Here is a 13,361-nt window from a genome sequence, read left to right as displayed (position 1 = left end):
AAGACAGATAGTGAATATCGGACAATAACCGTTACTGACCGGACAGAATGATCGCGCAAATTACCTACACCGCCCCGGTGGATGCCAGCAGTCTGCACTACTTCTTTCGTTATGAGCATGCCAACGCCAATACCGAATATTTGCCGCATACGCACGTCTGGGGACAGGTTATTTTTGTCCAGAGCAACGTGCTACAAATGCAGGTGGCGGGACAGCGCCTGCTGACGCCCACTGCGATCCCGATCTGGATCCCGCCAGGGGTCGAACACACCAGCTTTAATCCGAAACAGGCCTTTTTCTACACCTTTAACGTGGCGGCGGAATTCTGCGCGGGCCTGCCCACCAGCGCCTGCCTGCTGAACGTCAATCCGATCGTTAAGGCGATCATGGAGGACTTCGCGCAGCGCGCCGTCTCGGTGCCTGCCAGTGAGGAAGATCGGCGACTGTGCGGGGTACTGTTGGATCAGCTCAAGCTGGCAGAAGAGCAGGAGAGTTATCTGCCGACCTCCGACGATAAAATCCTGTCGCCGGTATTGCTGGCGTTAGAACAGGATCCGGCGGATAACACCACGCTGGCGCAGTGGGCGACGCGCGTGTTCACCACCGAGCGCACGCTGTCGCGGCGCTGCCAGGCACAGCTGGGGATGTCGTTTAGCGAATGGCGGCAACGTCTGCGCTTTCTGCATGCCATCTCGCTGTTGGAACAGGGCAAAACCGTGCAGGAGACGGCACTGGATCTGGGGTACAACTCCGCCTCGGCATTGATTGTCATGTTTCAGCAGCAGTCTGGCACCACGCCGGAGCGCTATCGCCACGCATTACGGCCTTGTAAACGGACAACATCCTAATCACCGCACCTGAGGGTTATCCGGCCCGCGGGTTTATGGCAGAATATTGCCCCACCCGACCCAAGCAGGAACACGATAGTGAAAATCCTCGTTGATGAAAATATGCCTTACGCCCGCGAGCTGTTCAGCCGCACCGGAACCGTGGTTGCCGTGCCGGGCCGTCCGGTGCCGCAGGCCGAGCTGGACGATGCGGATGGTTTGATGGTGCGTTCCGTCACCAAAGTGAACGCGGAACTGCTGAGCGGCAAACCGGTGAAATTTGTCGGTACCGCCACCGCCGGTACGGATCATATTGATGAGGCGTTTCTGCAGGAGCAGGGCATTGCCTTCTCTGCCGCGCCTGGCTGCAATGCGATTGCCGTGGTGGAATACGTGTTTTCTTCTCTGCTGTTGTTGGCGGAGCGTGACGGCTTCCTGCTGAAGGACCGCACGGTCGGTATCGTCGGCGTGGGTAACGTGGGTGGCCGTTTGCAGGCTCGCCTTGAGGCGTTAGGGATCAAAACCCTGCTGTGCGATCCGCCGCGTGCCGATCGCGGTGATGACGGCGAGTTTCTGCCGCTCTCCACGCTGGTGGCCGACGCCGATATCCTGACTTTCCATACGCCGCTGTATAAGCAGGGTGACTATAAAACGCTGCACCTTGCTGACGAAGCGCTGCTGAAGGCACTGAAGCCGGGCACCATCCTGATCAACGCCTGTCGTGGCCCGGTTGTTGATAACACCGCGCTGCTGAAGGTGCTGGAACAGCGTGACGATCTGAGCGTGATCCTTGATGTCTGGGAGCCGGAACCCGAGCTGTCTCTGCCGCTGCTGGCTAAAGTGGACATCGCCACAGCGCACATTGCTGGCTATACGCTGGAAGGCAAGGCGCGCGGCACCACGCAGGTATTTGAAGCCTGGACGGCGTTCCTCGGCAAGCCCCAGCAGGTGGCGCTGGACACGCTGTTGCCGGCGCCTGAGTTTGGCCAGATCACCCTGCATGGCGAGCTGGATCAGCCAACGCTAAAAAGACTGGTGCATCTGGTGTATGATGTGCGCCGCGATGATGCGCCGCTGCGAGCCGTGGCCGCAATCCCAGGCGAATTTGATCGCCTGCGTAAGAATTATCTGGAACGTCGCGAATGGTCGTCACTGCAGGTGCAGTGCGACGTGGAGCCGGTCGCGGCGTTGCTGAAAAAACTCGGATTCAACGCCGTTTTTCAGCCGGCAACCTAAGGTTAGGATAAGCCTTAGTTCATAGTCTTGTTCTGCGGGCGGTGTGAACACCGCCTTCTCTTTTTGTTTCATTTCTGGAGTTAACCAACATGTCTGACGGCTGGAACATTGCGCTATTGGGCGCTACAGGCGCAGTAGGGCGAGCTTTACTGGAACTGCTGGCGGAACGCCAGTTCCCGGTTGGTGAACTGCATTTGCTGGCCAGCGAACGCAGCGCGGGCGAAACCCTGCGTTTTGATGGCAAATCCGTGCTGGTGACGGATGCGAAAGATTTTGACTGGTCGCAGGTGCAGCTGGCGTTCTTTGTCGCCGGACGCGAAGCTTCCGCAACCTATGCGGAAGAAGCGGCCAACTCGGGCTGCCTGGTGATTGACAGCAGCGACCTGTTCGCCCTGGAGCCGGATGTGCCGCTGGTGGTGCCCGATGTCAATCCGCAGGTACTCGGCGATTACCGCAATCGCAATATCATCAGCGTTGCGGACAGCGTGACCAGCCAACTGCTGTGCGCCATCAAACCGCTGGTCGATCAGGCGGGTTTAAGCCGCATTCAGGTCACCAGCCTGATTGCCGCCTCGGCACACGGCAAAGCCGCGGTCGATTCCCTGGCCAGTGAAAGTGCCCGTCTGCTGAACGGTCTGCCGGTCGAAGCCGGTTTCTTCGATCGTCAACTGGCCTTTAACATGTTGCCGTTACTGCCGGATGCGGAAGGTAGCGTGGTGCAGGAGCGTCGCCTGGTGGATCAGGTGCGCAAAGTGCTGCAGGACGAAGGGTTGCCGGTCTCGGTTTCTACCGTACAGGCACCGGTGTTCTACGGTAACGCGCAGATTATCCATCTGGAAAACCTGCGTCCGATGTCAGCGGAAGAGGCGCGCGAAGTGCTGCTTCAGGCGGAAGATATCGCGCTGTCTGACGAAACGGATTACCCGACTCAGGTTGGCGATGCCTCCGGCAACGATCACCTGAGCATCGGCTGCGTGCGTAACGATTACGGCGTGCCGGAAATGCTGCAGTTCTGGTCAGTGTCTGACAACGTCCGTTTCGGCGGCGCCTTGATGGCGGTGAAAACGGCCGAGAAACTGGTTCAGGAGTATATGTACTGATGTCAGAAGCAGCCTTGCCGGAGCAAACGCATAAGCTGGCGCTCGGCATTGAATATGACGGCAGCCACTATTATGGCTGGCAGCGGCAGCAGGAAGTCCGCAGCGTGCAGGAAAAGCTGGAAAAGGCACTGTCGAAAGTGGCAGACCATCCGGTCAGCGTGTTTTGTGCCGGCCGCACCGATGCGGGCGTGCATGGCACCGGCCAGGTGGTGCATTTTGAAACCACCTCGCTGCGTAAAGATGCCGCCTGGACGCTGGGGGTGAATGCAAATTTGCCCGATGATATCGCGGTGCGCTGGGTAAAACCGGTCAGCGACGATTTTCATGCCCGCTTCAGCGCCACTGCACGCCGGTACCGTTACGTCATCTATAACCGCCGTTTACGTCCGGCCATTCTGCATGGCGGCGTGACGCACTTTTACCATCCTCTGGATGTGGAAAGGATGCAGCGAGCCGGGCAGAGCCTGTTAGGCGAAAATGATTTCACCTCATTCCGCGCCGTGCAGTGTCAGTCCCGCACGCCGTGGCGCAGAGTGTTCCACCTGAACGTCAGCCGCTTTGGCGCTTACGTGATTGTGGACATTAAAGCCAACGCCTTTGTCCACCATATGGTGCGCAATATTGTCGGAAGCCTGATGGAAGTAGGCTGTGGTAATCAGCAGGAAAGCTGGATAGCAGAGCTGTTGGCAGCGAAAGATCGCACGCTGGCGGCGGCGACTGCCCGGGCCGAAGGACTGTACCTGGTGTCAGTCGATTATCCTGACCATTTTGAATTACCACGTCCGCCGATGGGACCATTGTTCCTCGAGGATTAATTTTAAGCCTTACGAATTAAGGAAAGGTGTATGGAACTGATTCGTTTTGTAGTCGACTTTATCCTGCATATTGATGTCCATCTGGCGGAGCTGGTGGCGCAGTACGGCATGTGGGTGTATGCCATTTTGTTCCTGATCCTGTTCTGTGAAACCGGACTGGTGGTGACCCCATTCCTGCCTGGGGATTCGCTGCTGTTTGTCGCCGGTGCGCTGGCGGCGTTACCGACCAACGATCTGAATATCCATGTGATGGTGGCGCTGATGGCCGTGGCGGCTATCGTCGGCGATGCGGTGAACTACACCATTGGCCGGTTGTTTGGCGATAAATTGTTCAGTAACCCGAACTCGAAAATCTTCCGTCGCAGCCACCTCGATAAAACCCATCAATTTTACGAGCGTCACGGCGGGAAAACGATTATTCTTGCGCGCTTCGTGCCGATCGTCCGGACATTTGCGCCGTTTGTCGCCGGTATGGGAAAAATGTCCTATCGCCACTTTGCCCTGTATAACATCTCGGGCGGGTTGCTTTGGGTGCTGCTATTCTCCTACGCGGGTTACCTGTTTGGTGATTTGCCGGTTGTGCAGGAGAATCTGAAGCTGCTGATCGTGGCAATAATCGTCCTGTCGATTCTGCCGGGTGTGATTGAAGTCTGGCGTCACCGTCGGGCAGCAAAGCAGCAAAAATCGCAGTAATACATCGCTAAACTGCCGCCCGGATACCAGATTTTTATCCACAGCATCGGGCGGTTATGGTTTAATGAGCGACATTATGGTCTGCGCTGCCTGCGGCGTGGAAAAAAGAAAACTGGTTTCACCAGGTTCAAACAGAAAGGTCATCAATGAGCTGGATTGAACGAATTCTCAATAAAAGCACCACCACTCCATCGCGTAAAGCCAGTATTCCTGAAGGCGTCTGGACCAAATGCGACAGCTGCGGCCAGGTCCTGTACCGCGCCGAGCTGGAACGTAATCTGGAAGTTTGCCCGAAATGCGATCACCACATGCGCATGCATGGTCGCGACCGCCTGCACAGCGTGCTGGACGAAGGCTCAATGACAGAGCTGGGCAGCGAACTCGAGCCGAAAGATCTGCTCAAGTTCAAAGACTCCAAGAAATATAAAGATCGTCTGGTTGCGGCTCAGAAAGAGACCAACGAAAAAGACGCGCTGATCGTGATGAAAGGGACGTTGCACGGCATGCCGGTCGTGGCTGCTGCGTTTGAGTTCTCCTTTATGGGCGGCTCAATGGGTTCTGTTGTTGGCGCGCGTTTCGTTCGTGCGGTTGAACAGGCTCTGGAAGACAACTGCCCGATGATCTGCTTCTCCGCTTCCGGCGGTGCCCGTATGCAGGAAGCGCTGATGTCGCTGATGCAGATGGCAAAAACCAGCGCCGCGCTGGCGAAGATGCAGGAACGCGGTCTGCCGTATATTTCGGTACTGACTGACCCAACCATGGGTGGCGTGTCTGCCAGCTTCGCGATGCTGGGCGATTTGAACATTGCTGAACCTAAAGCGCTGATCGGCTTTGCCGGTCCACGCGTTATCGAACAGACCGTGCGTGAGAAACTGCCACCAGGCTTCCAGCGCAGTGAGTTCCTGATCGAGAAGGGCGCTATCGATATGATCGTGCGCCGTCCGGTGATGCGCTTCAAGCTGGCCAGCATTCTGGCGAAGATGATGAATATCCCTGCGCCAGTGGAAGATACGCATAAAGAAGCGGTCCAGGACGAAGACGCGTCGCAGGGCCATGAGGCCTGATCAACGATTGAAAGGGGCGCACAGCCCCTTTTACCAATGAACCGTAACGTTGTGAACGGGACAAATGGATAATCTTCCTCAAGCCACGTCACCTTTGGTCACGTGGCTTCATTATCTTGAGAATCTCCATACTCAAGCTATCGAACTCGGGCTGACACGCGTCCATCGCGTGGCTACGTCGCTCGACCTGTTAACGCCTGCTCCCGTGGTTTTCACCGTCGCCGGGACCAACGGCAAAGGCACCACCTGTCGAACCCTTGAAACGCTGCTGATGGCCGCAGGCTATCGCGTCGGCGTGTTCAGCTCCCCGCATCTGCTGCGCTATACCGAACGGGTACGCATTCAGGGCGAAGAGCTGCCCGAAGCCGATCACACCGCGTCGTTTGCGGATATCGACGCCGGACGGGGCGACACTTCACTGACCTACTTTGAATTCGGGACGCTCTCCGCTTTGTGGCTGTTTAAACGCGCTAAGCTGGATGTGGTGATCCTCGAAGTTGGGTTGGGCGGTCGACTGGATGCCACCAATATCGTCGATGCCGATGTCGCGGTGGTGACCAGTATCGCGCTGGATCATACCGACTGGCTGGGTCCGGATCGTGAAAGTATTGGTCGCGAGAAAGCCGGCGTGTTCCGTGGCGGTAAACCTGCGGTGGTCGGTGAACCTGATATGCCGTACACCATCGCGGAAGTGGCCGATAACCTTGGCGCGCAGCTGCTGAAGCGGGGCCGTGACTGGTCTTACACCGTGGAAGAGGGCAGCTGGTCGTTTACCGATGCGCAGGGCACGCTAAGCGCACTGCCTCTGCCGCAGGTGCCGATGCCTAATGCTGCCACCGCGCTGGCTGCGCTGCGCTGTTCCTCGCTACAGGTGGATGATGCAATCATCTACCAATGGCTGGACAAGGCAATTCTGCCCGGCCGTTTTCAGACGGTCGCCGAGTCACCGAGGGTGATTTTGGACGTGGCGCACAATCCGCATGCGGCCAGCTATCTGGCGGGTCGACTCAGTGAACTGCCAAAAAGCGGCAAGGTTCACGCGGTGGTCGGTATGCTGCATGACAAAGACATTGCCGGTACGCTGGCCTGTCTGCAACCTGAAGTGGATTACTGGTATTGCGCGCCGCTGGACGGCCCGCGCGGTGCCAGCGCTGAACAGCTGAAGGCCCATTTGCCGACAGCGCAGACCTTTGCCAGCGTGGCCGATGCTTATCGCCAGGCGCTGCAACAGGCTGAAGCGCAGGATATTGTGCTGGTGTGCGGATCGTTCCACACCGTGGCACAGGTTATGGAAACGAGGGAAACGGAGAACGGCAGTGGCCAGTAAGTTTCAGAACCGTTTAGTCGGGACCGTCATAATAGTTGCACTGGGTGTCATCATTCTGCCAGGCCTGCTCGACGGCAAGAAGAAGCACTATAAAGAAGAGTTTGCCGCGATCCCGCTGGTGCCTAAACCGGGCGACCAGCAGGAGAACGATCTGGTTCCTCCGGTAACGCAGTCTTTACCTTCGCAGCCGCCGGAAGGTGCAGCCACGGCGGTGGAAGGCAAAACGCCGGGCAATACCTCGCAGGCTGAAAGTGGCTCAACCGCGCCAAAATCCGTCAATAAGCCCAGCGTGATTTCCCCGCCGCCGATGGTCGAGTCTAAGCCGGTACAGCAGCCGAAGCCGGTGGAAAAACCGAAGCCGAAGCCGGTTGAAAAAACGGTTGAGAAACCGAAAGCGCAGCCGAAGGCCGAACCGAAGCCAGAGCCGAAGCCAGAGCCTGCACCTCAGGCCGCCGAGCCGGAGAGCGCACCAACCGGTCAGGCTTACGTCGTCCAGCTCGGCGCACTGAAGAATGCCAGCAAGGTGAACCAGGTTGTCGCCCAGCTGCGTCTTTCCGGTTATCGCGCCTTTACCGTGCCTTCCACGCCGGTTCAGGGCGAAATCACCCGTATTTATGTCGGGCCGGACGCGTCGAAAGCGAAAATGCAGGCATCAATCTCAGAGCTGAAAGGCATCTCAGGATTGGGCGGCGTGGTGAAACCGTACAGTGCTCGCTAACGTTAGCCTGGCGCTATTACTGTAAGAGTCTGCGCCTTGCCAACGGCCGTTTTCGGCATGGCGCTTCACTCGGGTAAAACCGCCTTTTAGGCGGCTTACCCGATGCAAATCAAAAGATTGCAGTACCGGGCTGTCCGGCAAGGTCGGATAGCCGCCAGCGCGCATGATTGCTGGTTTTTTTAGCAAATTGTTTTAATTAAACTGGCAAAGGAAAACCCTACGCAAACGTTTTCTTTTTCTGTTAGAATTCGCCCCGAACTGGATGCAGGGGCACAGTCGCTGGAAGAGTTCATGGTCTGGATAGATTACGTCATTATTGCGGTTATTAGTTTTTCGGCTCTTGTCAGCCTGATCCGTGGGTTCGTTCGGGAAGCATTATCACTCGTCACCTGGGGTTGCGCATTTTTTGTCGCCAGTCATTACTACTCCTTCCTCGCGGTCTGGTTCACCGGTTTTGAAGACGAACTGGTTCGAAATGGGATCGCCATTGCGGTGTTGTTCGTTGCCACGCTGTTAGTCGGGGCTATCGTCAACTTCGTTATTGGGTCGCTGGTTGAAAAAACCGGCCTGTCGGGTACCGACAGAGTGTTGGGAGTCTGTTTCGGGGCATTACGTGGCGTGCTGATAGTCTCAGCCATTCTGTTTTTCCTCGATACATTCACTGGATTTTCCAAAAGTCCGGACTGGCAACAGTCTCAGCTGGTTCCCCAGTTCAGTTACATCATCAGGTGGTTTTTTGACTACCTGAAAAGCACGTCGAGTTTTTTGCCCCGGTAATAGAACCTGGGTTGCGGCTTATGAGGAAATAACCACATGTGCGGTATTGTCGGGATCGCCGGATTTATGCCGGTCAACCAGTCGATTTATGACGCGTTAACGGTGCTCCAGCACCGTGGGCAGGATGCCGCAGGCATCGTAACCATTGATGCATTGAATTGCTTCCGCCTGCGTAAAGCAAACGGCCTGGTTAGCGATGTATTTGAAGCCCGCCATATGCAGCGTATGCAAGGCAATATGGGCATCGGTCACGTCCGTTACCCAACTGCGGGAAGCTCCAGTGCTTCCGAAGCGCAGCCTTTCTACGTGAACTCGCCTTACGGCATTACGCTTGCGCACAACGGTAACCTGACCAACGCGCACGAACTGCGTAAGCAGCTGTTCGAAAGCGGACGTCGTCACGTTAACACCACATCAGATTCTGAAATCCTGCTCAATATCTTTGCTCAGGAGCTGGATCGTTTTCAGCACTTCCCGCTGGAAGCAGACAACATTTTTGCCGCTGTGGCAGCGGTTCATCAGCACGTTCGTGGCGCGTATGCCTGCGTGTCGATGATCATCGGCCATGGCATGGTTGCGTTCCGCGATCCTAACGGCATCCGTCCGTTGGTGATTGGCAAGCGTGGCATGAAAGACGGTCGCCATGAGTATATGGTTGCCTCTGAAAGCGTGGCGCTGGATACGCTCGGCTTCGAATTCCTGCGTGATGTTGCGCCGGGCGAAGCGGTTTACGTCACCGAGAAAGGTCAGCTGTTCACGCGTCAGTGTGCAGAGAATCCGAAATGCAATCCGTGCCTGTTTGAGTACGTCTATTTTGCCCGCCCGGACTCGTTCCTGGACAAAATTTCCGTCTACAGCGCCCGCGTTCGCATGGGCACCAAGCTGGGTGAGAAAATCGCCCGTGAGTGGGAAGACCTGGACATTGACGTGGTCATCCCAATCCCGGAAACCTCCTGCGATATCGCGCTTGAGATGGCCCGCATTCTGGACAAGCCATACCGTCAGGGGTTTGTGAAAAACCGCTACGTCGGCCGTACTTTTATCATGCCGGGTCAGCACCAGCGCCGCAGCGCGGTTCGCCGCAAGCTGAACGCGAACCGTGCTGAGTTCCGTGGTAAAAACGTGCTGCTGGTCGATGACTCCATTGTTCGCGGCACCACCTGTGAGCAGATCATCGAGATGGCCCGTGAAGCGGGTGCGAAGAAAGTCTATCTGGCTTCCGCAGCACCGGAAATCCGTTTCCCGAACGTGTACGGCATTGATATGCCGAGCGCAACGGAGCTGATTGCCCATGGCCGTGAAGTGGAAGAGATCCGCCAGCTGATTGGGGCTGATGGCCTGATCTTCCAGGACCTGGACGATCTGATCGAAGCGGTCAAAGAAGAAAACCCGGATATCGCGCAGTTCGAGTGCTCGGTGTTCAACGGGATCTACGTGACCAAAGATGTCGATCAGCAATATCTGGAGTACCTCCAGTCGCTGCGTAACGATGATGCCAAAGCGATGGCGCGCGTTAACGAAGTGGAAAACCTGGAAATGCACAACGAAGGTTAATCCCTGAGTGGTGTGGCAGGTCAGATGGGCCGGAAGAGATTCCGGCCCATTTCTATTTTAGCGTCGCAGATGGCATACTTCAGTCTTTAGCTACCCCCGCAGGATATTTATGAAACGACTTATTATTGGCATCTCAGGTGCCAGCGGCGTCATTTATGGCGTCCGTGCGCTGCAGATTTTGCAGCAGGTCAGCGGGGTGGAAACCCATCTGGTGATGAGCGCGGCTGCACGCCAGACGCTGGCACTGGAAAGTGATTATTCGGTACGTGACGTGCAGGCGATGGCCGATGTGGTCCATGACGTGCGCGACATTGCCGCCAGCATCTCATCCGGTTCCTATAAAACCGACGGTATGGCCATTCTGCCATGCTCAATGAAAACCCTCTCGGGCATTGTGCACAGCTACTCCGATGGTCTGCTGACCCGCGCCGCCGATGTGGTGTTAAAAGAGCGCCGCCGGCTGGTGCTGTGCGTGCGTGAAACCCCACTGCATGTCGGCCATTTGCGGATGATGACCACCGCCGCCGAACTTGGCGCGATCATTATGCCGCCGGTCCCCGCCTTCTATCATCGTCCTGAAAGCATCATGGATATCGTCGATCAGACCGTCAATCGCGTGCTCGACCAGTTCGAGATCACGCTCGATAAAGATCTGTTTACGCGCTGGCAGGGTGCATAAAGCGGCCTGCTATGCACCATCATGGTGCTTTAATTGGTGCTGAATCGCATTTCGTGCATTGAGTGCACCAAAATGCAACATTGTTACCACCTCGAATGTACAAACCTGTTATATATTTCCCCACAATCAAGGCGTTTACGCCGCCAACAGGCGAAACGCGCTGATTGCGCAGCAATGGGGCAGGGCAGCACAAAACTGGCATGAAATCTGCAAAAGACAACTGTTCCAACTGCGCTAACAACATCACGACTGACATAATAAAAAATCATCTTCGAGGGTAATCTATGAAAAAGCAGGTCCTGGCTCTTTCTCTGCTGCTGGCTCTCTCCAGCGCAAGCAGCGCTTTTGCTGCTGCGCCGAAAACGCTGCGCATCGGCACCGATCCGACCTATGCTCCGTTTGAGTCTAAAAACGCTCAGGGGCAACTGGTTGGCTTCGATATCGATCTAGCGAATGAGATCTGTAAGCGTATGGAGACCAAATGTACCTACGTGGAAAGTGATTTCGATGCTTTGATCCCCTCTCTGAAAGCGAAAAAAATTGATGCCATCATCTCCTCGCTCTCAATTACCGAAAAGCGTCAGATGGAAATCGCTTTCTCGGAAAAACTGTACGCAGCTAACGCCCGTCTGATCGCGCCGAAAGGCTCGAAAATCATGCCGACGCTGGATTCGCTGAAAGGCAAAACCATCGGTCTGCTGCAGGGCACCACGCAGGAAACGTACGCCAACGAAAACTGGCGTCCAAAAGGCATCACCGTTACCCCTTACGCGAACCAGGACCTGGTGTATCAGGATCTGACCGCGGGACGTATCGATGCCGCCTTCCAGGATGAAGTTGCCGCCAGCGAAGGCTTCCTGAAGCAGCCTGCCGGTAAGGGCTTTGCCTTTGCAGGTCCGGCAGTAAAAGACGAGAAAATCTTCGGTGTGGGTACCGGGATGGGCATGCGTAAAGATGATGCCGACCTGAAAGCTGCGATCGATAAAGCGTTCGATTCCATGCGTAAAGATGGAACCTACGATAAATTAGCGAAAAAATATTTCGACTTTGACGTGTACGGCGGTTAAGTAAAACCTGTCATGGGGGCCGACAGTCGGTAGACTGCGGCCCCTGTTTTGTACGCCACAGGCGGATGAAACGCGAAGTTAATCCAAAGACAGGACATCCTTATGCTGTATGGCTATTCTGAAGTGATTTTTAAAGGTGCGCTGGTCACGCTTGAGCTCGCTCTCAGCTCGGTGCTGCTCTCCGTTATCCTTGGGTTGATTGGCGCAGGGGCCAAGCTCTCCAGCAATCGGGCGTTACGCCTGATTTTCGAAGGTTACACCACGCTGATCCGTGGCGTGCCCGATCTGGTTCTGATGCTGCTGATCTTCTACGGTCTGCAAATTGCGTTGAACCAACTTACTGATGCACTGGGCGTCGATCAGTTTGATATTGATCCGATGGTTGCCGGTATCATCACCCTTGGCTTTATCTACGGCGCGTACTTCACTGAAACTTTCCGCGGCGCCTATATGGCGGTGCCGAGAGGCCAGATTGAGGCCGCGACGGCGTTCGGTTTTACCTCTTCCCAGACTTTCCGTCGGATCCTGTTCCCTGGCATGATGCGCTATGCGCTGCCGGGCATCGGCAATAACTGGCAGGTGATCCTCAAGGCCACGGCATTGGTGTCATTGCTGGGGCTGGAAGACGTGGTCAAAGCGACCCAGCTGGCGGGGAAAAGTACCTGGCAGCCGTTCTATTTTGCGGTGGTGGTCGGGGTGATTTATCTGGTGTTTACCACGCTGTCCAACGGCGTGCTGTTGTGGCTTGAACGCCGTTATTCGGTGGGTGTAAGAAGGGCTGACCTATGATCGACATTATTCATGACTACTGGCAAGCCCTGCTGTGGACTGACGGATACCGTTTTTCAGGCGTAGCGATTACGCTGTGGCTGCTGATTATTTCCGTGGTGCTGGGCGGCTGCCTGGCGGTATTGCTGTCCATTGCGCGCGTCTCCTCGATTACCGCCGTGCGTTTCCCGGTGTGGCTGTTCACCTATATTTTCCGCGGCACGCCGTTATACGTGCAGCTGCTGATCTTCTACTCGGGCATGTACACGCTGGAGATTGTGAAGGGCAACGATTTGCTCAACGCCTTCTTCCGCAGCGGCCTTAACTGTACGCTGCTGGCGTTAACGCTGAATACCTGTGCCTACACCACCGAAATCTTTGCCGGGGCAATCCGTTCGGTGCCGCACGGTGAAATTGAAGCGGCGCGGGCCTATGGTTTCTCCACCTTCAAACTGTATCGCTGCATCATCATGCCTTCCGCACTGCGCACCGCGCTGCCTGCTTACAGCAATGAAGTGATCCTGATGCTGCACTCGACGGCGCTGGCGTTTACCGCCACGGTGCCCGATCTGTTGAAGGTTGCCCGCGACATTAACTCCGCAACCTATCAGCCGTTTGTGGCCTTTGGCATTGCGGCGGTGCTGTATCTTATGATCTCGTATGTGTTGATTAGTCTGTTCCGCAAGGCGGAAAAACGCTGGCTGAAGCACGTTAAACCTTCATCAACTCATTGAGC

Annotated in this window: 14 protein-coding genes; all 14 read left to right on the top strand. The window is 56.0% G+C overall.

Going from position 1 to position 13,361, the window contains the following annotated elements; genetic code table 11:
• The first annotated feature begins 47 nt into the window (after nt 1–47).
• The 14 genes from E2F51_RS22730 (at nt 48) to E2F51_RS22665 (ending at nt 13,359) form a co-directional block, all read left to right on the top strand.
• The gene (locus tag E2F51_RS22730) at nt 48–848 is read left to right on the top strand and encodes a helix-turn-helix domain-containing protein (RefSeq protein ID WP_013203130.1); all 801 of its coding nucleotides are present in this window, start codon (nt 48–50) and stop codon (nt 846–848) included.
• Between the two features lie 78 nt (nt 849–926).
• Nucleotides 927–2,063, top strand: coding sequence for a 4-phosphoerythronate dehydrogenase PdxB (pdxB, locus tag E2F51_RS22725; protein ID WP_134824636.1), 1,137 nt, complete (start codon nt 927–929; stop codon nt 2,061–2,063).
• An 89-nt stretch (nt 2,064–2,152) separates the two neighbouring features.
• Nucleotides 2,153–3,163, top strand: coding sequence for an aspartate-semialdehyde dehydrogenase (locus tag E2F51_RS22720; protein WP_053144321.1), 1,011 nt, complete (start codon nt 2,153–2,155; stop codon nt 3,161–3,163).
• Nucleotides 3,163–3,978: a tRNA pseudouridine(38-40) synthase TruA gene (gene truA, locus E2F51_RS22715; protein ID WP_013203127.1), complete on the top strand. Its 816-nt coding sequence runs from the start codon at nt 3,163–3,165 to the stop codon at nt 3,976–3,978. Before E2F51_RS22720 ends, truA begins: the two co-directional genes overlap by 1 nt.
• Nucleotides 3,979–4,008: 30 nt before the next feature.
• The gene (locus tag E2F51_RS22710; protein ID WP_013203126.1) at nt 4,009–4,671 is read left to right on the top strand and encodes a DedA family protein; all 663 of its coding nucleotides are present in this window, start codon (nt 4,009–4,011) and stop codon (nt 4,669–4,671) included.
• 146 nt (nt 4,672–4,817) lie between these two features.
• Nucleotides 4,818–5,735 carry an acetyl-CoA carboxylase, carboxyltransferase subunit beta gene (accD, locus tag E2F51_RS22705; RefSeq protein ID WP_013203125.1) on the top strand — a complete coding sequence of 306 codons (918 nt, stop codon included), beginning with the start codon at nt 4,818–4,820 and terminating at the stop codon, nt 5,733–5,735.
• A gap of 64 nt (nt 5,736–5,799) precedes the next feature.
• Nucleotides 5,800–7,062, top strand: coding sequence for a bifunctional tetrahydrofolate synthase/dihydrofolate synthase (folC, locus tag E2F51_RS22700; protein WP_134824635.1), 1,263 nt, complete (start codon nt 5,800–5,802; stop codon nt 7,060–7,062).
• Nucleotides 7,052–7,780, top strand: a complete 729-nt coding sequence (dedD, locus tag E2F51_RS22695) for a cell division protein DedD (protein ID WP_134824634.1) — start codon at nt 7,052–7,054, stop codon at nt 7,778–7,780. Before folC ends, dedD begins: the two co-directional genes overlap by 11 nt.
• 291 nt (nt 7,781–8,071) lie before the next feature.
• Nucleotides 8,072–8,557 (top strand): colicin V production protein, encoded by a 486-nt coding sequence (gene cvpA / locus E2F51_RS22690; RefSeq protein WP_013203122.1) that lies wholly within the window; start codon nt 8,072–8,074, stop codon nt 8,555–8,557.
• A gap of 36 nt (nt 8,558–8,593) precedes the next feature.
• Entirely contained in the window at nt 8,594–10,111 is a 1,518-nt protein-coding gene (purF, locus tag E2F51_RS22685) for an amidophosphoribosyltransferase (protein ID WP_013203121.1), read from the top strand.
• 109 nt (nt 10,112–10,220) lie between these two features.
• Nucleotides 10,221–10,790 (top strand): UbiX family flavin prenyltransferase, encoded by a 570-nt coding sequence (locus E2F51_RS22680; protein ID WP_013203120.1) that lies wholly within the window; start codon nt 10,221–10,223, stop codon nt 10,788–10,790.
• 284 nt (nt 10,791–11,074) lie between these two features.
• The gene (argT, locus tag E2F51_RS22675) at nt 11,075–11,857 is read left to right on the top strand and encodes a lysine/arginine/ornithine ABC transporter substrate-binding protein ArgT (RefSeq protein WP_013203119.1); all 783 of its coding nucleotides are present in this window, start codon (nt 11,075–11,077) and stop codon (nt 11,855–11,857) included.
• Between the two features lie 102 nt (nt 11,858–11,959).
• Nucleotides 11,960–12,646 (top strand): histidine ABC transporter permease HisQ, encoded by a 687-nt coding sequence (locus E2F51_RS22670; RefSeq protein ID WP_134824633.1) that lies wholly within the window; start codon nt 11,960–11,962, stop codon nt 12,644–12,646.
• Nucleotides 12,643–13,359 (top strand): ABC transporter permease, encoded by a 717-nt coding sequence (locus E2F51_RS22665; protein ID WP_013203117.1) that lies wholly within the window; start codon nt 12,643–12,645, stop codon nt 13,357–13,359. Before E2F51_RS22670 ends, E2F51_RS22665 begins: the two co-directional genes overlap by 4 nt.
• The last annotated feature ends 2 nt before the right edge of the window (nt 13,360–13,361 follow it).

Source organism: Erwinia sp. QL-Z3, from assembly GCF_004551645.1.
GTDB lineage: Bacteria > Pseudomonadota > Gammaproteobacteria > Enterobacterales > Enterobacteriaceae > Erwinia > Erwinia billingiae.
This window is presented reverse-complemented; position numbering and strand designations above follow the sequence as displayed.

Excerpts from the sequence above, each read along its gene's own strand:
- E2F51_RS22730 (WP_013203130.1), top strand. The coding sequence starts at position 48 with ATGATCGCGCAAATTACCTACACCGCCCCGGTGGATGCCAGCAGTCTG.
- E2F51_RS22720 (WP_053144321.1), top strand. The coding sequence starts at position 2,153 with ATGTCTGACGGCTGGAACATTGCGCTATTGGGCGCTACAGGCGCAGTA.
- truA (WP_013203127.1), top strand. The coding sequence starts at position 3,163 with ATGTCAGAAGCAGCCTTGCCGGAGCAAACGCATAAGCTGGCGCTCGGC.
- E2F51_RS22710 (WP_013203126.1), top strand. The coding sequence starts at position 4,009 with ATGGAACTGATTCGTTTTGTAGTCGACTTTATCCTGCATATTGATGTC.
- accD (WP_013203125.1), top strand. The coding sequence starts at position 4,818 with ATGAGCTGGATTGAACGAATTCTCAATAAAAGCACCACCACTCCATCG.
- folC (WP_134824635.1), top strand. The coding sequence starts at position 5,800 with ATGGATAATCTTCCTCAAGCCACGTCACCTTTGGTCACGTGGCTTCAT.
- cvpA (WP_013203122.1), top strand. The coding sequence starts at position 8,072 with ATGGTCTGGATAGATTACGTCATTATTGCGGTTATTAGTTTTTCGGCT.
- purF (WP_013203121.1), top strand. The coding sequence starts at position 8,594 with ATGTGCGGTATTGTCGGGATCGCCGGATTTATGCCGGTCAACCAGTCG.
- E2F51_RS22680 (WP_013203120.1), top strand. The coding sequence starts at position 10,221 with ATGAAACGACTTATTATTGGCATCTCAGGTGCCAGCGGCGTCATTTAT.
- argT (WP_013203119.1), top strand. The coding sequence starts at position 11,075 with ATGAAAAAGCAGGTCCTGGCTCTTTCTCTGCTGCTGGCTCTCTCCAGC.
- E2F51_RS22670 (WP_134824633.1), top strand. The coding sequence starts at position 11,960 with ATGCTGTATGGCTATTCTGAAGTGATTTTTAAAGGTGCGCTGGTCACG.
- E2F51_RS22665 (WP_013203117.1), top strand. The coding sequence starts at position 12,643 with ATGATCGACATTATTCATGACTACTGGCAAGCCCTGCTGTGGACTGAC.